Origin of the sequence: Coleofasciculus sp. A1-SPW-01 (assembly GCF_040217205.1) — a bacterium.
In the GTDB taxonomy this organism is placed as follows: Bacteria; Cyanobacteriota; Cyanobacteriia; order Cyanobacteriales; family Coleofasciculaceae; genus Coleofasciculus; species Coleofasciculus chthonoplastes_A.
Genome location: NZ_JAVJNP010000042.1, coordinates 22,753 through 41,740, shown reverse-complemented (window position 1 = coordinate 41,740; position 18,988 = coordinate 22,753). Strand labels below are relative to the sequence as shown.

Genomic DNA, 18,988 nt, shown 5'->3' with positions numbered 1-18,988 from the left:
GGCGTTTGATTACCTTTTTCTGTCATCAAGGCATTCATCCGGATAATCTGATACTAAATCCGGGTTAACTATTTCCTTTTTGGTAAGGACAAGACAGATGGCAGATGGCAGATGGCTTCCAGGAAACAGCACGCCGGTGATACAGGAGGTTAATGAAGCAGATTTGGTATGAATTATGGCAAACTAATCAACGTATAATCAATGATAAAAACCCCTTCATGCTAGATGAAGGGGTCTTATTGCATCTGAAAATTGAATTTAGGAATGGAGCCTACGGGAATTGAACCCGTGTCCGCATTGGGTATTTACCTACCGATCATTCACAGGTTTAGCCCTTCTCATCCTCAGGGCGGGAACCATCCATTATCCCGGATGGTGGGATGCTTTGGTTAGGTCTTTGCTAACCAGCCGACCAAAGACAGCTAACTAGCGCATCCGTTGGGGTTGTGTCCTTAGCCCTTAACGGAGTCAGACTAAGAACGCTCGAACCTATAAGAGGTGTTTAAGCGGCTACAGGAGCTGCCTTACGAGCAAAAGGAACGATGTTGTTCGCAGTTACTTTTTTTTGAGTCCGGGATTTACGAGAGAAGACTCACTCTCGACCTGTATCACGGGTTGGCTTTCACCAACACGTCGAAACCATTAAGGCCCCCCGTGATATATTTTCATTTTAATCAAAAGTTTAGCGATCGACCACCGTAGCCTGAGGATTGGGGAAGTGCGAGAGTTTTGACCCTTGACGACTGAAGGCATAGTTTGTCGGGGCGAGTTTCACCCTGCCCTGATCGAGTGTTGACCGTCTGGGAATTGGCGATTGGCGACGGGCAATGCATACGACACTCTAAATAACTGTATTTAATGTTACAAAAAATTTATTGATGGGAGTGTAAAACTAAATCGCGATACGGAAGTATGAAGCAACTAGGGGCGAAGAAACGTCAGAAACAGCGACTTCAACGAAGTAAGTCGCCGTAGTTCATCGTGTCATACTGGTCTGATACATATAAATAAAGAAACGTAAGTGAGGAGCTAGAATCTTGAAAAAGGTAGAAGCGATTATTCGACCCTTTAAGCTTGATGAAGTTAAAATCGCCTTGGTCAACGCTGGAATCGTCGGGATGACGGTTTCGGAAGTTCGGGGATTTGGACGCCAAAAAGGTCAAACCGAACGCTATCGAGGTTCTGAATACACCGTTGAGTTCCTACAAAAGCTCAAAGTGGAGATTGTCGTCGAAGATGCCCAAGTCGATATGGTAGTAGAAAAAGTTATTGCTGCTGCTCGCACGGGTGAAATTGGCGACGGAAAAATCTTCATCAGTCCCGTTGAGGAAATTGTCCGGATCAGGACAGGTGAACGGAATCTGGAAGCTGTTTAAATTACCTTATGAATTATGGATTAAAAATTAAGGTTTCTAATTCATAATTCATAAGAGTTGATTGAACTGGGGGAGGAGTAATTCAAAGGCTTTGCCCCGGTGACTGTAGCGTCGCTTCAGTTCCGGAGTCATTTGGGCAAAGGTTAATCTCTGTTCTGGCACGTAAAAAATCGGATCGTAGCCAAAGCCACCTGTACCCAAGGGAGCCTTAAGAATTTCACCTCGGCACACGCCCTCCACTTCTAAGGCGATTGTGCCATTAGGACGAACGATCGCGATCGCACAAACAAACTGCGCCCCCCGATTCGATGTATCCCCCAATTCAGATAGCAACCGCTGAATCCGTTCTGCATCGGTTTTGCCATAGCGTGCAGAATAAATCCCCGGTGCTCCATTTAAAGCGTCTACTTGTAAACCGGAATCATCGGCGATTGACCATTCACCCGTAGCTTGGGCGACACCTAACGCCTTGAGACGAGCATTTGCTGTAAAAGTATCGCCTGTTTCCTCAATCTCGATTTCCGGTGGCTTAAGCTGCAATTCCCAGGGTAAATCCTCAAGATATGCCTCCATCTCCCGCAATTTACCGGGATTTCCAGTAGCAACAATTAATTTGGTCATTTGTCATTTGTCATTCGTCCTTTGTCATTTAGTCAGGGCGGGTTTAGTTACATCTGGGTGTAACCGAAAAGATAGTTGTGAAACCCGCCCCTACACAATTTCCCATCACCCCTATCACCCCCATTACCCCCATCTTCCCTATCTCCCTCTGCTTCCTCATCCCTGATTTCTATTTGCCCAATCTTTTGCCCAACTGAGGGTTTGACGAACTTGTTCTGGAGTCGAAGCTTCACAGTAAAGGCGTAAGACGGGTTCGGTACCACTGAACCGAATCAATAACCAGCTACCATCAGCTAAACGGAATTTATACCCATCAATGGTTAAACAATCAACAACGGCTTGACCATTAATCTCAGTGGGGGGTTGGGTTTGCAGTTGGTTGAGTAGACGCGATCGCTCATCCATTCCCGCTAGATGTAAATCAATGCGGTCATAGACTGAGGTATAGCCAACTTGCTCTTGTAAGCTTTGGTAAAGTTGGCTTAAATCCATACCCGATTCCGCGATCGCTTCCAACAGATATAGGGCAGAGAGTAAGGCATCGCGTTCTGGGATATGTGTCCCATACCCAATTCCACCAGATTCTTCACCTCCGAGCAAGACTTGGGTAGATAGCATGCGATCGGCAATATATTTGTACCCAATGGGGGTTTCGTGGAGGGGCAATTGATAAAGCTGGGCAATTTGGGGAATTAAATCCGAACCACTAATCGTTTTTACCACTTCCCCTGTCTCTTGCCGCCGGGATGCTAAATGTTCAATCAGAATCGGGATCAGAATTTGAGAACTGAGGAAATTGCCTTGTCCATCCACTGCTGCGATGCGATCGCTATCTCCGTCAAAGACCAATCCTACCCGTAATGTACCCTCAGTTTGCCGTCGGTGGGTACGGATTTGGCGAAAGAGTTGAGACAGATAACGGGGCAAAGGTTCCGGCGCACCGCCACCAAATAAGGGATCACGGGAGCTATTGAGTTCCTGAATCGGTACATTTAAAATTTTGCTCAAGCCCCCTGCGGCTGCGCCATGCATGACATCGGCAAAGACAGTCAATTTACCTTGGCTAATCAGGTTCTGAATACTCGCCAAATTTATTTTTGATCGCAGCGCATCACAATAACTTGACCAAGGATCAAAGGATTGGATTTTACCTGGCGTTGGCGCTGAGGTTGGGGGTTGAGCGAGTTTGGCTTCAATTTTTTGGGTAATTTCTGGCGGAACTGATCCCCCAAATGCCCCCTTCACTTTTAATCCCAGATAACTAGCTGGGTTATGGCTAGCGGTGAGAACCAAAGCCCCTAGAGCATTCTGGTTATTTGCTGCCCAGCTAAATGCCGGAGTGGGCGCGTAACTTTCAGAAAGCAACACATCAAATCCCAGGGATTGGACAACCTCCGCCGTCTTTTTGGCAAAGGTTTCTGCCATAAAGCGCCGATCATAACCCACCACCACAGTCCGGCTACCGCTGGTTTTGCCATAACACTCAGCCAGAACTTGAGTAGCGGCTGTTGCGACTAACGCCACACGCTCAAAAGTAAAATCGGCGGCGATCACACCTCGCCAGCCGTCTGTGCCAAACTTAATTTCATTCATAGTCCCTGCTCAAAAATAAGAATAATAAGATAAAGTGCTAAGACTGACGGCTGGATCTTAGCACCTGTTGCGCCAACTGTCTTGTTGGCGCAACATCGTTTAACCTAATCTCCAAGACGTTTCCCGCCGTAATCTCGCTCCGCAAGCGGTGAGATGAATTGGCAGAGGGAGAAAACTTGTTTTCATCTCATTAGCAAAGCATTCTAAGTCGTTATAGACGATCCTAACTTTACCCTGCCTGAGCCAACGTCTGGCGTGACTAGATTGGGTTGGCAAGCGCTAGCTCGCGTTAGGGTTGTTGAATCTCAGAGATGGCTGCTTCCGGGAAATTTGTCAGCAGCGATCGCAGCTTCATCCGTGCCACATAAGGCCAACCCCCTAATTCTTCAATATCTTTAAGCAGCGCATACAGGGTTTGTCGATTGTCGGGTAACGAGTCTTGAAATAGACCATCTCGGATCTCGCGGTGCGCCTCTTCCAGCGTCCGCAGCAGAGCCAGCAGTGTTAATGTATCCCCTTTATGCTTATCGGCTAACGCCCAAATCTCCGTCCTTAGAGCTTGTAATTTGACCTGTAGATCCTGAGCATCTAACTCATCACTAAAATTCATCCTACCCCTGTCAATCTTCGTTGTTTCTTGCCACCTGCTTGATTGAAAGCGTAAAAGTGTCGCTTCCCGTGTACAATGCTAGAGAAAAGCTAAGGTTCACGCTTTCGGCATCCTGTAGGGAACAAGGCTTTAGTAAGCCACCGTTCGATCTACTAAGCGATCACCGATAACCAGCGTGTGACCAAAACTATACCATGGTGTCAACGACCGCACACCTAATCGCAGGATCAGGTGTAGGCTCTTCAAAGCCTGTTGACCATGGGAGTAATCCCAGTGCGGCAATTTCGTCGGGCGTTGCCCACCTGCTTCGCTATCGGACGCTGACCCTCCGGGTTCTCCTCGTCCGCCCCTTTGCCGCATTTCATTTAAGGTGGAGTGAATTTAGGGTGACTTTCGTTGATATGGTAAGGATAGTTGCGGTTTTATTTATATAAACCACAGCCTGATTCACTAACTAATCACCATAAAAAAATTTTTCTTGTTTTAGAGATTGACGATTGAGGTTGACCATGAGGTATCGCGCATTGATTGTTGCCTTTTTGGCATTGTGTCTGGGGGTGTTAACGGCTTGTTCAGAAGCAACAGCGACTAGTCCTGATCAATTGACCTACGACCAGATTAGAAATACGGGCTTAGCGAATTTATGTCCCCAGCTCTCAGAAACAACTCGTGGTTCTATTCCCATTGAGTCTGATAAGTCCTATCGAATTGTCGAGCTGTGTTTACAGCCAACCAGCTTCTTTGTCAAGGAAGAACCGACAAATAAGCGTAGAGAGGCAGAATATATCCCAGGTAAGTTATTGACCCGGGCTACCTCTAGCCTAGATCAAGTTGAAGGTTCCTTGAATTTTGGAGAAAATGGCAGCCTTATCTTTACTGAAGAGGATGGTATTGACTTTCAAGCGATTACAGTACAGCTACCTGGAGGCGAACAAGTTCCCTTCATGTTCACAATTAAAAGTTTGGTTGCCACAAGTCAGCCAAACATGACAAGCGTGAATACGTCTACTGACTTTGAAGGGGAATTTAAGGTTCCGTCTTATCGAGGTGCTGTGTTCCTCGATCCCAAAGGTCGTGGTGTAGCATCTGGTTATGATAATGCGATCGCGCTGCCTTCCAAAGCGGATGAAGAGGAATTTGTTCGCGCTAACGTTAAGCGCGTAGAGACCCGATCCGGTGAGATGTCTCTACAGGTGTCTAAGGTGGATAGCTTCACCGGTGAAATTGCTGGTACTTTTGAGAGCGAACAGACGGCTGATACTGACTTAGGTGCCGAAGAAGAACCTGAAGAAGTCTTGATTCGCGGGATCTTTTACGGTCGCGTTGAAGCTGAAGATGCTTAACGGCTTAGGACTTCCGTACTAAACCGTCTTTGATTTAATTAATTAGGGGCATGGCGATAGTCATGTCCCTTTTGGCAAAAGCCGAACTGTTGTAGAGACGTTGCAGGCAACGTCTCTACCATAAGATGCTCTACCTTACCTGTTCCCTGGTAAACATGAAGAAAGGTTAAGCAAATTTACAAATTTTAACCTTAACTGGATTTTGCACTCACCCAAGACCTTGGTAGACTCAATATGCAGCTCTAAAAAATCGGCGCGGGTCGAGTCACCCCCCAATTGCCATATTCTCAAGTCCAAAATCGTAAGTAAGAGATAACGAGTACAACCAACTATGGTAGATACCCTTAAAAAACCTAGCTTTGAAGAAATCAGACCTGGCGTTAAATCCCCGGCGAAGGAGACCATTCTGACGCCTCGGTTCTACACGACAGACTTTGAAGCGATGGCGCAGATGGACATCTCGCCGAATGAGGATGAGCTATTGGCGATTCTAGAAGAGTTCCGTGCGGACTACAATCGCCACCACTTCGTCCGGGACGCTGAGTTTGAGCAGTCTTGGGAGCATATCGACGGTGAAACCCGCCGCTTGTTTGTGGAATTTCTGGAGCGTTCCTGTACAGCAGAATTCTCTGGATTTTTACTGTACAAAGAATTGGGTCGTCGGATCAAAGATAAAAGTCCGGTGCTAGCAGAGTGTTTCACCCTGATGTCTCGTGATGAAGCACGTCATGCTGGTTTTCTGAACAAGGCGATGTCAGATTTCAATCTGGCATTGGATTTGGGATTTTTGACCAAGAATAAGAAGTACACCTTCTTCCAGCCGAAGTTTATCTTCTACGCTACCTATTTGTCGGAGAAGATTGGCTACTGGCGGTATATCACCATTTATCGCCATTTTGAAGCTCATCCTGAAGACCGCATTTACCCCATCTTCCGGTTCTTTGAAAACTGGTGTCAGGACGAAAATCGTCATGGGGATTTCTTTGATGCGATCATGAAAGCCCAGCCGCAAATGTTAAATGATTGGCAGGCGAAGTTATGGTCTCGCTTCTTCTTGCTCTCAGTATTTGCGACAATGTATCTAAATGACATCCAACGGTCTGGTTTCTATCAGTCGATTGGTTTAGATGCCCGCGAGTATGATAAGCATGTGATTCAGAAGACCAACGAAACGGCGGCGCGGGTATTTCCAGTAATTTTAGATGTGGAACATCCTAAGTTCTACGAACGTCTAGAACTCTGTATTGGAAATAACGAAAAGTTGACGGAAATTGCTAACTCCAACAGTCCAAAGTTCGTGCAATTTTTCAAGAAGCTGCCCTACTATGTCTCTAATGGCTGGCAGTTCCTGAGACTCTACCTGATGAAGCCCATGGAAGTTGCTTCTCAACAGGGCGTAGTTCGTTAAATAACTCCGTTCCAGACAGCATGGTATGATAGCGCGTCTGGAACGACCTCAAATTTGTCTCCGCTAAATTTAGTGACATCTTCCCTCGCTGACATCTTTATGATGGATAGCGAGGATTTTTTCTGTAATAGTGACAGATCCAGTCATATCATGTTAATTGTTATAATCAGTAATTTTTGATGACTGACTTTTGAAGTTTTTTAATTTTGAATTTTAATCTGCGAATAAACAAGACTTAACGTTGAGTCAATAATATACTAGCTGACGACATCTTCTTCAGTTATTACAGCAGCCCTTGTTAACCCAGTGATAGTATCACTGGGTTTTTGCCCAGGAGAATCCCCTGGCTGTTTTGCCCACCAACTGCGATTAATAAACCAATGCTCTAGACTTTATTGAGCTTCCGTTGTAGGTAAGTGATCGTTTCTCCTACAGCTTCGAGCTTACCTCTCAGTTTCCACACACTTTCACTGTTTTCTCCTCTTGATTCGATGACATTAAGAGTCCGTTGGTATTCGGTCTGACGCTCTAACCAGTAATCCAAATCCTGACGAGAGACGGATGGAGACTGATCGCTAGAATTACTCAAGGTACTATCCTCAACTCAATACCATGTCAAGTTCAGCAATATAAACACCGCGTTGCTTGCCCACATAATAAAGAATATCTCTAAACTGACCAAAACCAGCGTCAACTGTATGTTTGCCTAGAAACCTTTCGCCATAGTTCGGAAATCAATATCCTCTAAGAAGATAGTTCCCGCCATGTCGCAGAGTTTATTAGCCAATTTGTACTGATAGTCTTTTCGCTTGAACCTGGGAAATCCATAACCCCGATTTCGGAAAAAATCCCAAGCATCATGTAATGACAAGTTATAGTAAATGCTTATTTTGAGCGTATTTTGGGGGAGTCCATCTTGTTACTGAGCTTGTCGAAGTATCCCAACGCGCTCATCAAAGATTACAGCGTGGGACTTATAGCTCCCCCAAACCCCCTCGCAAAGTTAACTAAACAGTCCAGTTCCCATTGCATCTGAGTACAGACTTTTTCATAGCAAGCATTGACATATTCGCGATCGCTAGCTGCATCCCGACCATACCATTCAAAGACAATCGGCGCACAAACACGAGTGTAAATTTGGACAGGCAAGGGAATATTGGGTAAAGGTCCAATCGCTAATCCCCAGGGTAAACCTAAGTAGATGGGAAACACTTCCGGATCAAGACCAAATAACCACGGGAAAAGTCCCCAATCGTGCAATTGTCGAATCTGGTCGTAAAAATCAGCCAAGACAATTAATGTATCATGAGCGCCATGAGAAATAACGGGTATAATCGGCACACCTTCTCGTAATGCCAGCTTAATAAACCCTTGACGACCCGCCAAATGGATTTTATTCCGCATGGTATGGGGACGAAAGACATCCTGTGCCCCCCCAGGGTAGACGAGGACACTAGCACCTCGACGCAAAGCCGCGATCGCCATTTTGGGATGAGTCCTGATTGCCCCTGTCTTAGCCGCTAGTCGTGCTGTGTTTGGGTCAATTTTCCAGCCATTGGGGTGCATCAGACCATAAACCGGACGTTCGGTACCAAAACGCCGAAACCAGTCATACATGACCATGATCATATCCGGTGCGACGAGTCCGCCATTGTGAGACCCCACAAATAAGGCGTTATCCTCATCGGGAATGTGATGCCAGCCATCGGTTTTCACCCGAAAGTAGTAGTGGTAAAACCATCCCCATAAGGGCATGAAAGATTGGATGGTTTGGGGATCACGTTCATCAAGTGACCAGCCGGGTTGGTCGTTTGGGATTGAGTTACCATTCATGAACGAAACAAAATGTTGGGTTGGGCGGATTCTGACCAAAAGCAGAAGAGTATAAGCTTACTTTTCACGGGATCTGGAAAACATCTCTCCAAACCTCTCTCCTGCTCGGAGTATAAGCGGCACAACCTGAGTGACTTTCTTCGAGAAACAGGATGACTTGCATCCTTAATAAATATTAACGGAACTCAATGCATAAGGCTCTACTTGCGGTATTCTCAGTCAAATGGTGAGGCTTTTTTAGTTTCCCCTACCGTGGCATAGTCCGAAATCAAGGACTGTGATTGCCTGGTGAACACCTTGCCACCATGGCAACAGCTATAAAATCCCCAAAAAAAACCCCCTAGGTGAGCCTCGAAGACACCGCTAGGGGATTCCCAAACAACCTAAACACTAAACAGGAGAATAACGACCACGTTGGAATGCGTTTAAGCTCCCTTACTTACCTAGTTTGCACCCCCGAACGGCTTTTTATGTTTAGCTATGATGAAAAGCGTGTAAAGATTTGATGAATTTTTGCCTGATTGAGTAACTCATATCACATTTTACTCTAGTGGGGGTGAGGGGTAGCACCCATCACAATGCTTGGGGAAATCCTTGGGACATTGATAGTACAACTCCAGTTTTCCCCAAACATTATGGATACTAACGAACTCCTGCGGCGTTATCTAGCCAGGGAACGGAATTTTCAGGGTGCTAATCTCAGGAAGATCAATCTCATCGGTGCTGAGCTTAACGGTGCTGACTTGATTGGTGCTGATTTGAGTGGTGCTGATCTCAGGGGTACTCAATTGATTGACGCCGATTTAAGCAACACGGATCTTAGCCGAGTCATATCATGTCCGGTCAAACACCCCTAATAAAAACACCTGAAACCCCTGTTATTGCAGCATTGCAATTATGGGCAATCGTAGGGACATGATATCAACCTCAGTGGCGCTAACCTGAAACAAGCTAACTTAAGCGGTTTGACATCCTCACCGCCCTACAAGGACGGTGATTCCCAAAAGCGTCGAACAGCTTTAACTGCACGTACTCTCGGTGGGTTGACGGCTCACCACACACTGCCTCATCCGAGGTCTTACACGTGCTCCCCGTCCGTTTATAGTCGTGGGTATGCCCTACCCCGACTTCTCGACAAGCTCGAAGCATCGCCTTAAGTCCAGCTTGCTCAATGTTGACCGAGGCATTATCGTCTCGGTCGTGTTCTACGCCGCAATTGACACAGACAATCGTTCTGACCGACAAGTCCAACTTGCCCCATCGGTAACCACACTCAGAACAAACTTGACTGGTGGGTTCCCATCGGTCGATGACTCTAAAATCCCGATTGTGCTTGCAGGCTTTACCCTCACACAACGACCGGAATTCATACCATCCAGCTTGGCTAATTGCCCGTGATAATTTGCGGTTTTTGAGCATACCGCCAACGTTTAAGCCCTCCAAGGCAATGACTTGGTTCTCGTCTATCACCTTAGTGGACAGCTTATGCAGAAAGTCCTTGCGCTTATCCCGTATCTGGGCGTTAAGCTTGGCTACTTTAACCCGCATCCGTTCCCGCCGTTTACTGCCCTTTTGCCGCTTTGCTAACCGTCGTTGGCAGCGTTTTAACTTGCGGTAAAGGCGAGAGTAGTCCGGGCTATTAATTTTTTCGCCGTTGCTACAAGAGGCAAACGTTTTTAGCCCTAAATCAATTCCGATGGATGGGTTCTTGGGTGGTTTAATTTCCGGAACCCTACCCTCAACAACAAAACTGAGGAAATATCTACCAGCGCAGTCCTTAATAACCGTGACCGAACTCGGTTCAGATGGCAGAGGACGCGACCAATTGACTTTGATATCTCCAATCTTAGCTAGATAGACCTTAGAGGTCTTAACTTTAAACCCTCCTTTTCTGAATCTTGCTGTTTGTTTAGAACGGCGCGATTTAAATTTAGGTGGGTTTACCTTGGGTCCCTTACGCTTACCAGAGCGAGATTGAAAGAAGTTTTTGAAAGCTACTCCTAAATCAGCAATCGATTGCTGTAAAGGGATATTGCTAACTTGATTTAGCCACTCTCTAGATTCAGTCTTCTTAGCCTGAGTAATGCACAGCTTCTGGAGTTCACTATTTTTAGGCAGCTTCTCCGACTGCTTGCACAAGAAGAGAGCATCATTCCAAACCACCCGTACACACCCGAATAGCCGCGCCAGTGATTGACGCTGACCAGGGGTGGGATAGATTCGGAACTGATATCGGCTCTTCATGTTACTATGATATCATAGTGATATCGCTTTTAGCCAGATGAAACAAGTGTTGATCAGATGCTCTGACGCTGAGTTTGAGCAGCTAAAGCAGTATTGCGCCCAAACGGAAAGGACGCAAAATAACGTATTGAGAGAATTGATCCGAAAACTGAAGATCAAGGACAAAAAGTCGCCCTACAAGGGCGAGGCTTGAGACCCTATTTTCCGGTCAATTTAAATGCAGCTAACCTGAGCCGAACTTTCTTGATGCATGCCTCAATCAAAGGCACGACTTTGATTGAGGCGAACCTCATGGATGCTGACTTAGCGGATGTTAATCTCAGCCGAGTTAATCTCACTCAAGTTAATCTCAGCCGAGCTAACTTAAGTAGTGCGAACTTATTTGGAGCCATCCTAAAGGAAGCCATTATGGTGGGTGCTGATCTGAGTGGTGCTGATCTGTTTGGTGTTAATCTGAGTGGTGCTAATCTGACTCAGGCTACTTTGAATCGGGCAAACTTAAGCTATAGCAATCTGAGTAATACCAATCTCACGGAAGTTGATCTGAAGATTACCCACGTAGAGAACGCTCGATTTGGAGAGAATGAGGGACTCTCTGAAACCAACCAGTTTGATTTGCAGCGACGTGGGGCAATTTGGGAAATGACGAGTTTTAGTGTGGGGGGAATGTCGGGTTCTTAGCGGATGTTGATCGAAAAAGTGACTCACCCACTCCCAGAAAGAGAGAGTGCCGCATCAGTTGTGCTGATCAATTTCCAAGGCACTCTCTCCTCCCTCTCTTGTTTGAGACAATCCTGGATCAAGAAATGTCCACTAACTCAATATCAAAGGTTAAGTCTTGTCCTGCTAGAGGATGATTGGCATCTAATCTCACATTCGAGTCGGTGACATCGGTAATCACCACTGGAATAACTCGCCCGTTAGGTTGTTGAATTTGTAATTGCTGACCGATTTCAGGATTCAAGTCTGGGGGCATTTTGTCTCGTGTCACCTCCAGTACCATTTCGGAACGATGGGGACCGTAAGCTTTATCCATGGGAATCATTTCGGTTTTGGAATCCCCAGGCGTCATACCCACAACGGCTTGCTCGAAACCTGGAATGACCTGTCCAGCATCAATGGTGAATTCTATCGGTTCGCGACTCAGGGAAGAATCAAAAACCGTACCGTCCTTTAATTTACCGGTGTAGTGAATTTTGACGGTATCACCCACTTTCGCTTGTGCCATATTTATTTTCCTTGGAGTTGGTCAACACCTCTAGGGTATCAACTCGCGCAAATTTTGCATTATTTCTCTAGTGCGATTAACCCGTCATATCTATCTGGGAGGTGAGTCATACCTCTAAGGAAACTCTAGGGTGAGCAAGGCTGATGAACCGAGTTAATTAGTCTATCGCTCTTGCCCACCTTACTAACATTCAGTCAGTTGAATTAGCTTACGGAGGTCAGATCCTGATCAGACTCCTCGGCTTCAGGAGTTGAAGCAGCTAACGCTTCTGGAGGAACAGGGATAGCAAAGTTATAGGGTTCAAAGACTTTTGATGAGGGTGTCTCTGTGATAATCGCTTCAGTAGGTTGGTTATGATCAGCTTTAAATTTTTTCACAGCGACTAACCCTCCGGCTACGGCGGCGATACCAACACCAGCAATGCCGAATTTTTTGTAGAAGTTGATTTTATCGCCAACGAGACTAGGAGATTCTCCAGAAGCACTTTGGGAAACACCCTTTTTGCCAAACGAACAAGGGAAGGCTTGAGTGGGGCTAATCGTTGCCAGGAATAGGCTACCTGTAACGGTTACGGTAGACAGGAGACTTGTGAAAAACAGTTTGGATTTAATCATGATTGCTAAGGGATATGCCTAATCAGAGACAAAAAGCTTATCTAACAGTTTACAGACTTGATCCAATTATGGAATTATTATTCGATAGCAATTTCTCATTAAATATATAAATTAAACTCGATGATATCGCTGAGATTCTTGGCAACGCTGTCCCATGACACGTTAGAACGCAACTGGGTATAGGTATTTAACCGGACATGATATATGCAGCGCCAACTAGCCGAGAGTACGTCACAATATAAAAATATAAGAACTTCCCTCTCTTCCTATGGACTGGCAAGAACTATCTGGTAGCTGGGTTTTAATTCCGTCTCGTCCCGTTGGCATCGTGCATTTTTTGGGTGGGGCGTTTATTGCGGCTGCACCCCAAGTCACCTACCGTTGGCTACTTGAGCAATTAGGGCGTCAGGGTTATTTGGTCGTGGCGACGCCGTTTCTCAATACCTTAGATCACGTTGCGATCGCCCGCGAAGTCCTCAACCGTTTTGAGACGACCCTCGATCGCCTCAAAGCCACAAGACTACTCAGGAAACAGTATTTACCGATCTACGGTGTGGGACATAGCATGGGGTGCAAACTGCATCTGCTGATTGGCAGTTTGTTTTCCGTGGAACGGGCGGGTAATATTTTGATTTCCTTCAACAACTATCCAGCGAAACAAGCGATTCCGTTTCTGGAACAGTTCAATATGCTGGATCAGTTGACGTTCCTCAAGCAGTTGAATATCAAGCCAGCCTTTGACGTTGAATTTACGCCTTCACCTCAAGAAACTAACGACCTGATTGCCCAGCAATATGCCATCCGCCGCAATTTACTGATTAAATTTATCAAGGACGAGATAGACCAAACGGCAATCCTATCCCCTGTGCTGCAACAGCGATTTCCGAATATGGTTGTGCTACAAATGCTACCGGGAAATCATCTAACACCGTTGGGACAAGATGTCAATTGGAAAACGGGAGATTCCTTTACACCATTCGATGCGATCGGTCAGTGGATGAAGCAAGGGGTTTATCGGGATTTAAATCGATTGAAATTAGAGATGATTCGCTGGTTAAATCCTTTGGCGGTGGGGTAATTTGATATTGATAGATCAGTAGTCGGGCAAAAGTAGAGTTAACGGTTGAGATTAGGGAACAGGGAACAGGGAATGGGCAATAGTTATTCATGGGAATAGACAATAAAATTTACGGTTTTGTCGGGCGCACTGACGTGCGCCCCTACGATTTCTGGAGGTAAGGCTAATCTAAAAATTAGGTGTGCCGCGCTACTACTGGACTGACACAGCTAAAATTGTGGGATAGGTTGTAGGTTGGGTTGACGACAGGAAACCCAACGGAATCTAGTGCTAAGGTTCCCTACTACAAGCCGAATCTAAGTAGGTTGGTGAAAATAAACTTAACTAGATTAAGTCATGTAAACAAGCCTCAAACCCTTACTGTTCCCTGTTCCCTGTTCCCTGTTCCCTAATCTCAACCGTTAACTTTAATTGTGTCCACCCACTTAATTCATCAAATAAACTGTGCCGCGCTACTAAGCTGTCATGCATTTAAATTGGGAATGGGTAGCGAGCAAGATGCTCAATGTAGCGAGCAAGATGCTCAATGTAGCGAGCAAGATGCTCGCACTACGGCAAGGATTTTGCAATTCTTGACATTATGGTTTAAATGCCGAACAGCTTACCTTAAGCTATCCCACAGTTCCCAACTTAAAATTAACACTTCAATCAATAACGCCAGATTGGGATAATACAATCCAATTAAGAAGGGAATCAGGAACTTGATGATGATCATTAGCCATCGGTGGGAATTCAGGTGTTTGAACCCCTGGATTAACTGTTGAATCCATCGACAATTTTTGGCTGAACCCATAACCGAACCTTGAATGCTACAGTTCGATGAAATCGTTCGGTTGATAGCCGCAAGCAACAGGCTTGGGGTAAAGGCTTTAGAATAAAGACTAGGTTTGGAGTTCTATCACTTCCGGTTAGGGAAAACACCTCCGGTTTTCCTGAAGTTGTTATCAAGTTTTACAGAACTCCCTGGGTTCAACGCATGACAGAGTATAGTAAAGGTCGAATCGTTCAGGAGAATGCCAAGCGTATATTGGCGGCGTTGCTGGATGTCGCTGATGGAACCTTAGAGAGGCAAAATTCCACGAAGAAACCTCTGACTGTTCGCCCTCAAACTGATCCGCCGGGATTGTTTGTTACTTGTACGATTCCCTCTCTGGTGGAATTGACCGAAAATGATCAGGCTGAGGGTGGGTTGACTTACGCCAAAGTTGAATCAGCGATCAAGTTTCTAGAGGTTTTCGGGATTGTTCAGCGTCCAGACAATCAGCAGGGTTCGACACAGCAGCTAACGATTCGTCTCTGGGAGACTGACAAGCAGAAAAATCTGATTCGGTTTGATGCAGAATGCGATACCCAACGACGCCAGACGCAAACTCGCCAGGGTAACGATCCCTGGGTACAGGTGCGGAAGGTTGTCCCGCCTGAGTTTGATTTGTTGGATCAGAAATTCTTTCATAAGCGGCGTGGGGGAGAGACGCGCATCCTGAAATTACCCTCTGTGTCTAAAAATTGGTCGTTGATTACCCAAGGGAATTATATTGATCGGGATCAACAAGGGGAGGTTTTCGCCCAGGCTGAAGCGTTGGCAAACTATTCGGGGATTTCTCTGTTGCTGATTCGGGGACAACCGGGGGCGGGGAAAACGGCGCTGATGCAATGGTTGGCGTATGAGTTATCGGGTCAACATCGGCTGGTGTTGCAGAAAAAGCGAGAAGAACCTTACTGGTTAGACCCATTATGGGAGTTTTCTGAGCAAATTCATCAGCATTTTTATTTAATCGCCGATGACGTGTTTCGGGATGATTCGATTCTGGAGGAGTTGGAAAATAATGAGTTGCAGTTTCCGCTAACCGTAATTGGCACAACGCGGTTGAATGAAGATCAGCAGGACAAGTTACGGTTGCGGGGATATCGGATTGAATCCCTGGATTTAGAATTATCTCCCTTGCCAGAATCTCAGGAAAAACAGCGAATTTTGGATCGGATTTGTCAGGAAGATGGGGAAGCCAAAGCCCGATTAGAGAAAATGGCAGCAGCAGAACGGAAACAGTTAATGGCTGCGCCTTCAATGTTGGTACTGATGTTACAGCTATCGGAAGGGAAACCCTTTGATTTAATTGTGGCGGATGTGATTAGGCGTTTGCCCAGTGATGAGGATTATCCGGTTTATCAAGTTTTTGGCGTGATTTGCAGTTTTTATCAATACAGCATTATTACACCTACGGGAGTGTTGCCGTTGTGTTTGCCGAACTATTCTAAAAAAGCGGTGCGGGATGTGGTGGACTTTGCCAGAGATGCCGAATTAAAGGGCTTGGTGAAGATAATTTCCAAGGCTGGATATGATGGGTTGGCAACAATTCACGAACTCATTGCCCAAACAGCGATGATGGTGAAGTACCCGCGCAGTCGTGGCGAGAATTTACCCTATTCTCCTAATTTATTAGCAGACCATTTAAGGGCGGCAATTCCGGCTTTAGACGCAACTAAAGAAACGCACAAACGCTGGGCTTGTCATGGGTTGAGACTTTTGGCGGTGAATGGTGAAGTGACTCTTGTCCGTCAGGTTTTGGATGACTATCCCAACCAGATTCAATCTATTCAGCAGGAGAGTGCGGTTACTGGGTGGTTGATATGGTCAAAGATGTATGAAGCTGTGGGTTTACTGTCGGAACGCGATCGCTGCTTGGATGCAATTTTATCCACTGAACCACAAAGTCCGTTAGAGTGGGTTTATTGGCTGTCTCTGATACAAAGGCGTGGTACAAATCAACAAAAGCAGGAGGCGATCACTTTAACTTCCTCTTGGCTGCAACTACATCCTGATGATATTCATGTTCGCACCAAATACCTAGCACTGATTGGGCAGTTGGGGACGAACCAACAGAAGCAAGAGGCGATCGCTCTAACTTCCTCTTGGCTGCAACTGCATCCTGATGATACATATGTTCGTACTCAATACCTAGCACTGATTGGGCAGTTTGGGACATCTCCACAGAAGCAGGAGGCGATCGCTCTAACTTCCTCTTGGCTACAACTGCATCCTGATGATCATGAAATTCGCAGACACTACCTAGGACTGATTGAGCATTGTGGGACACCTGCACAGAAACAGGAGGCGATCGCTCTAACTACTACTTGGCTACAACTGCATCCTGATGATCATGAAGTTCGCAAAAAATACCTAGCACTAATTGGGCAATCTGGGACACCTCCACAGAAGCAGGAGGCGATCGCTCTAACTTCTTCTTGGTTGCAACTGCATCCTGATGATTCTCATGTTCGCAGCAAATACCTAGCACTGATTGGGCAGTGTGGGACATCTCAACAGAAGCAGAAGGCGATCGCTCAAATTTATACTTGGTTGCAACTGCATCCTGATGATACCAATGTTCGTACTCAATATCTGGCACTGATTGGGCAGTGTGGGACATCTCAACAGAAGCAGGAGGCGATCGCTCTAACTTCTTCTTGGCTGCAACAGCATCCTGATGATATTACTGTTCGCACTAAATATCTGGCACTGATGGGAGAGTGTGGGACAACTCAGCAGAAGCAGGAGGCGATCACTCAAATTTATACTTGGTTGCAACTGCATCCTGATGATACCAATGTTCGTACTCAATATCTGGCACTGATTGGGCAGTGTGGGACATCTCAACAGAAGCAAGAGGCGATCGCTCTAACTTCTTCTTGGCTGCAACAGCATCCTGATGATATTACTGTTCGTGAAAAATACCTAGCACTGATTGGGCAGTGTGGGACATCTCAGCAGAAGCAGGAGGCGATCACTCAAATTTATACTTGGTTGCAACAGCATCCTGATGATACCAATGTTCGCGCAATCTACTTGATTATTGCTGGGAAAGCTGGTAAAGACATCATCGACATTGAACCTATTATCATCCAGCAATGGCAATGGATTAGCCAGCAATCAAAAGTAGACCAATCTTTGTGGGATGCATTTTTACCTGTCCTATATCACCACGCCCAACCTCAACTCATTCAAGAAGCTGTGAATCTTGCCTTGCAGCATTACCCGGACAATAAAATCATTATCTGCCTTATTTTTGGCTACTTCCGAGATAATTTAGACCCTGAAACCTGCTATAAATTAGCCGATTTTCTCAGCCAGTCTCAACTTCCTACAGATAAATGGCAAAACTTTATCCATGCGGCGAACTTCTTTCGAGACTATGGCGAGTTAGATAAAGCTACAGAAGTTTATCAGAGAACCATCAAATCTGCTAGATTCCGGATCAGGAAGTATGGCGATGATCTCCAGAAAGAAATTAACTTCGCCTCATTAAACTATGTCTATCTCTTGCTACTACGCCAACCCCCAGATCCCTACACCGCCATAGATTATCTGCAACCTATCCTGACGAAAACCCCCAAACATTGCGTTGCTCACTGGTACATGGCGCGGTGCTATAGCAATCCTAAATTGATTGTGGCAATTTTCAAAACTGAAACCCTTGCTATACCTTGATTTCAAGCCGTCTACTTGTTGCATCCTATTTAGGATTGCTATATCAAGCCCAAGCTCACAATTATAGTAGCAAAGGGCGGAAGGTTTACCAACAAGCTATCAAACATTTCCAGCAAGCAATTAAGTTTGACAATCAAAAAAATGGTCACTTCTGGTATGAGTTTGGCTGCTTCTACCGAGATGCGATGCAGAACCCGACTGAAGCCCGCACCTGTTTTGAAAACTCCCTGAACCAGAATATTAATCTCCCCGCCTGTGTGGATTTAGCAGAATTAGAAGTGGCTGATGGTAATTTTGACCGGGCGAGGGAGTTGTTACAACAGGGATTAGCGTTGGTGCCGATGACTCGCCCCGAAAGGGAACAGCGCGATAGGTTAGAGTCTCGAATTCAAGCGATTCAAGCTCAACTTGATGATTAAACGGATAGGATTGGGGCTGGATAAAGAAAGTTTACTTATCCAAGTTTAATAAAAGTCCGCGTAGGCGGACTTTGTTTGTGTAGCTGCGAATTCTATTCGCCAAGCTTTAATGGTGCAAGGTGTTCATTATTGGTG

General features: G+C 45.8%; 17 protein-coding genes, 1 other RNA gene and 1 pseudogene. 8 read left to right on the top strand and 11 right to left on the bottom strand.

Features of this window, described 5'->3' with window-relative positions; genetic code table 11:
• Window positions 1-262: 262 nt before the first annotated feature.
• Window positions 263-652, bottom strand: a transfer-messenger RNA (tmRNA) gene (ssrA, locus tag RH949_RS07100).
• A 385-nt stretch (window positions 653-1,037) separates the two neighbouring features.
• Between ssrA and RH949_RS07095 the strand changes: the two genes are divergently transcribed.
• On the top strand, window positions 1,038-1,376 hold the full coding sequence (locus tag RH949_RS07095; protein WP_006098071.1) for a P-II family nitrogen regulator: 339 nt from the start codon (window positions 1,038-1,040) through the stop codon (window positions 1,374-1,376).
• A gap of 48 nt (window positions 1,377-1,424) precedes the next feature.
• Here the strand turns inward: RH949_RS07095 and rdgB are convergent, their stop codons facing one another.
• The 3 genes from rdgB to RH949_RS07080 form a co-directional block, all read right to left on the bottom strand.
• Entirely contained in the window at window positions 1,425-1,997 is a 573-nt protein-coding gene (gene rdgB / locus RH949_RS07090; RefSeq protein WP_006098190.1) for an RdgB/HAM1 family non-canonical purine NTP pyrophosphatase, read from the bottom strand.
• 156 nt (window positions 1,998-2,153) lie between these two features.
• On the bottom strand, window positions 2,154-3,590 hold the full coding sequence (locus tag RH949_RS07085; RefSeq protein ID WP_446352362.1) for a phosphoglucomutase/phosphomannomutase family protein: 1,437 nt from the start codon (window positions 3,588-3,590) through the stop codon (window positions 2,154-2,156).
• A 289-nt stretch (window positions 3,591-3,879) separates the two neighbouring features.
• Window positions 3,880-4,200, bottom strand: a complete 321-nt coding sequence (locus RH949_RS07080; RefSeq protein WP_006098291.1) for a hypothetical protein — start codon at window positions 4,198-4,200, stop codon at window positions 3,880-3,882.
• A 509-nt stretch (window positions 4,201-4,709) separates the two neighbouring features.
• Between RH949_RS07080 and psbO the strand changes: the two genes are divergently transcribed.
• Complete coding sequence (psbO, locus tag RH949_RS07075; protein WP_044204234.1) at window positions 4,710-5,543, top strand: photosystem II manganese-stabilizing polypeptide; 834 nt, start codon at window positions 4,710-4,712, stop codon at window positions 5,541-5,543.
• Between the two features lie 331 nt (window positions 5,544-5,874).
• Window positions 5,875-6,951 carry a magnesium-protoporphyrin IX monomethyl ester (oxidative) cyclase gene (gene acsF, locus RH949_RS07070; protein WP_006098262.1) on the top strand — a complete coding sequence of 359 codons (1,077 nt, stop codon included), beginning with the start codon at window positions 5,875-5,877 and terminating at the stop codon, window positions 6,949-6,951.
• 385 nt (window positions 6,952-7,336) lie between these two features.
• Here the strand turns inward: acsF and RH949_RS07065 are convergent, their stop codons facing one another.
• The 3 genes and pseudogenes from RH949_RS07065 to RH949_RS07055 form a co-directional block, all read right to left on the bottom strand.
• Window positions 7,337-7,540, bottom strand: coding sequence for a hypothetical protein (locus tag RH949_RS07065; protein WP_006097876.1), 204 nt, complete (start codon window positions 7,538-7,540; stop codon window positions 7,337-7,339).
• A 25-nt stretch (window positions 7,541-7,565) separates the two neighbouring features.
• Window positions 7,566-7,765: pseudogene (locus RH949_RS07060) on the bottom strand (RNA-guided endonuclease TnpB family protein); the annotation flags it as partial.
• A 146-nt stretch (window positions 7,766-7,911) separates the two neighbouring features.
• Window positions 7,912-8,784: a lysophospholipid acyltransferase family protein gene (locus tag RH949_RS07055; protein WP_006098285.1), complete on the bottom strand. Its 873-nt coding sequence runs from the start codon at window positions 8,782-8,784 to the stop codon at window positions 7,912-7,914.
• A gap of 635 nt (window positions 8,785-9,419) precedes the next feature.
• Between RH949_RS07055 and RH949_RS07050 the strand changes: the two genes are divergently transcribed.
• Window positions 9,420-9,641, top strand: coding sequence for a pentapeptide repeat-containing protein (locus tag RH949_RS07050; RefSeq protein WP_446352361.1), 222 nt, complete (start codon window positions 9,420-9,422; stop codon window positions 9,639-9,641).
• A gap of 94 nt (window positions 9,642-9,735) precedes the next feature.
• On the opposite strand, the gene RH949_RS07045 is transcribed toward RH949_RS07050, so the two are convergent.
• Entirely contained in the window at window positions 9,736-11,028 is a 1,293-nt protein-coding gene (locus RH949_RS07045; RefSeq protein ID WP_006097970.1) for an RNA-guided endonuclease InsQ/TnpB family protein, read from the bottom strand.
• Window positions 11,029-11,217: 189 nt separating this feature from the next.
• Between RH949_RS07045 and RH949_RS07040 the strand changes: the two genes are divergently transcribed.
• Window positions 11,218-11,709 (top strand): pentapeptide repeat-containing protein, encoded by a 492-nt coding sequence (locus RH949_RS07040; protein ID WP_446352360.1) that lies wholly within the window; start codon window positions 11,218-11,220, stop codon window positions 11,707-11,709.
• A 118-nt stretch (window positions 11,710-11,827) separates the two neighbouring features.
• Here the strand turns inward: RH949_RS07040 and RH949_RS07035 are convergent, their stop codons facing one another.
• Both RH949_RS07035 and RH949_RS07030 read right to left on the bottom strand, forming a co-directional pair.
• Window positions 11,828-12,256, bottom strand: coding sequence for an FKBP-type peptidyl-prolyl cis-trans isomerase (locus tag RH949_RS07035; protein ID WP_006098302.1), 429 nt, complete (start codon window positions 12,254-12,256; stop codon window positions 11,828-11,830).
• Between the two features lie 203 nt (window positions 12,257-12,459).
• Complete coding sequence (locus RH949_RS07030) at window positions 12,460-12,870, bottom strand: hypothetical protein (protein WP_446352359.1); 411 nt, start codon at window positions 12,868-12,870, stop codon at window positions 12,460-12,462.
• Between the two features lie 268 nt (window positions 12,871-13,138).
• Between RH949_RS07030 and RH949_RS07025 the strand changes: the two genes are divergently transcribed.
• Window positions 13,139-13,948, top strand: a complete 810-nt coding sequence (locus tag RH949_RS07025) for a DUF1350 family protein (protein ID WP_006098134.1) — start codon at window positions 13,139-13,141, stop codon at window positions 13,946-13,948.
• Window positions 13,949-14,549: 601 nt separating this feature from the next.
• On the opposite strand, the gene RH949_RS07020 is transcribed toward RH949_RS07025, so the two are convergent.
• Window positions 14,550-14,741 carry a hypothetical protein gene (locus RH949_RS07020; RefSeq protein ID WP_446352358.1) on the bottom strand — a complete coding sequence of 64 codons (192 nt, stop codon included), beginning with the start codon at window positions 14,739-14,741 and terminating at the stop codon, window positions 14,550-14,552.
• 183 nt (window positions 14,742-14,924) lie between these two features.
• On the opposite strand from RH949_RS07020, the gene RH949_RS07015 reads away from it, so the two are divergent.
• Together RH949_RS07015 and RH949_RS07010 are read left to right on the top strand one after the other, a co-directional pair.
• Complete coding sequence (locus RH949_RS07015) at window positions 14,925-18,434, top strand: P-loop NTPase (RefSeq protein WP_446352357.1); 3,510 nt, start codon at window positions 14,925-14,927, stop codon at window positions 18,432-18,434.
• Window positions 18,431-18,853, top strand: a complete 423-nt coding sequence (locus RH949_RS07010; RefSeq protein WP_446352356.1) for a hypothetical protein — start codon at window positions 18,431-18,433, stop codon at window positions 18,851-18,853. The genes RH949_RS07015 and RH949_RS07010 overlap by 4 nt, the downstream gene beginning before the upstream one ends.
• The last annotated feature ends 135 nt before the right edge of the window (window positions 18,854-18,988 follow it).

Coding starts and splice junctions, on each gene's coding strand:
- rdgB (WP_006098190.1), bottom strand. CDS start 1,997: ATGACCAAATTAATTGTTGCTACTGGAAATCCCGGTAAATTGCGGGAG.
- RH949_RS07085 (WP_446352362.1), bottom strand. CDS start 3,590: ATGAATGAAATTAAGTTTGGCACAGACGGCTGGCGAGGTGTGATCGCC.
- RH949_RS07080 (WP_006098291.1), bottom strand. CDS start 4,200: ATGAATTTTAGTGATGAGTTAGATGCTCAGGATCTACAGGTCAAATTA.
- psbO (WP_044204234.1), top strand. CDS start 4,710: ATGAGGTATCGCGCATTGATTGTTGCCTTTTTGGCATTGTGTCTGGGG.
- acsF (WP_006098262.1), top strand. CDS start 5,875: ATGGTAGATACCCTTAAAAAACCTAGCTTTGAAGAAATCAGACCTGGC.
- RH949_RS07055 (WP_006098285.1), bottom strand. CDS start 8,784: ATGAATGGTAACTCAATCCCAAACGACCAACCCGGCTGGTCACTTGAT.
- RH949_RS07050 (WP_446352361.1), top strand. CDS start 9,420: ATGGATACTAACGAACTCCTGCGGCGTTATCTAGCCAGGGAACGGAAT.
- RH949_RS07045 (WP_006097970.1), bottom strand. CDS start 11,028: ATGAAGAGCCGATATCAGTTCCGAATCTATCCCACCCCTGGTCAGCGT.
- RH949_RS07035 (WP_006098302.1), bottom strand. CDS start 12,256: ATGGCACAAGCGAAAGTGGGTGATACCGTCAAAATTCACTACACCGGT.
- RH949_RS07030 (WP_446352359.1), bottom strand. CDS start 12,870: ATGATTAAATCCAAACTGTTTTTCACAAGTCTCCTGTCTACCGTAACC.
- RH949_RS07025 (WP_006098134.1), top strand. CDS start 13,139: ATGGACTGGCAAGAACTATCTGGTAGCTGGGTTTTAATTCCGTCTCGT.
- RH949_RS07020 (WP_446352358.1), bottom strand. CDS start 14,741: ATGGGTTCAGCCAAAAATTGTCGATGGATTCAACAGTTAATCCAGGGG.
- RH949_RS07015 (WP_446352357.1), top strand. CDS start 14,925: ATGACAGAGTATAGTAAAGGTCGAATCGTTCAGGAGAATGCCAAGCGT.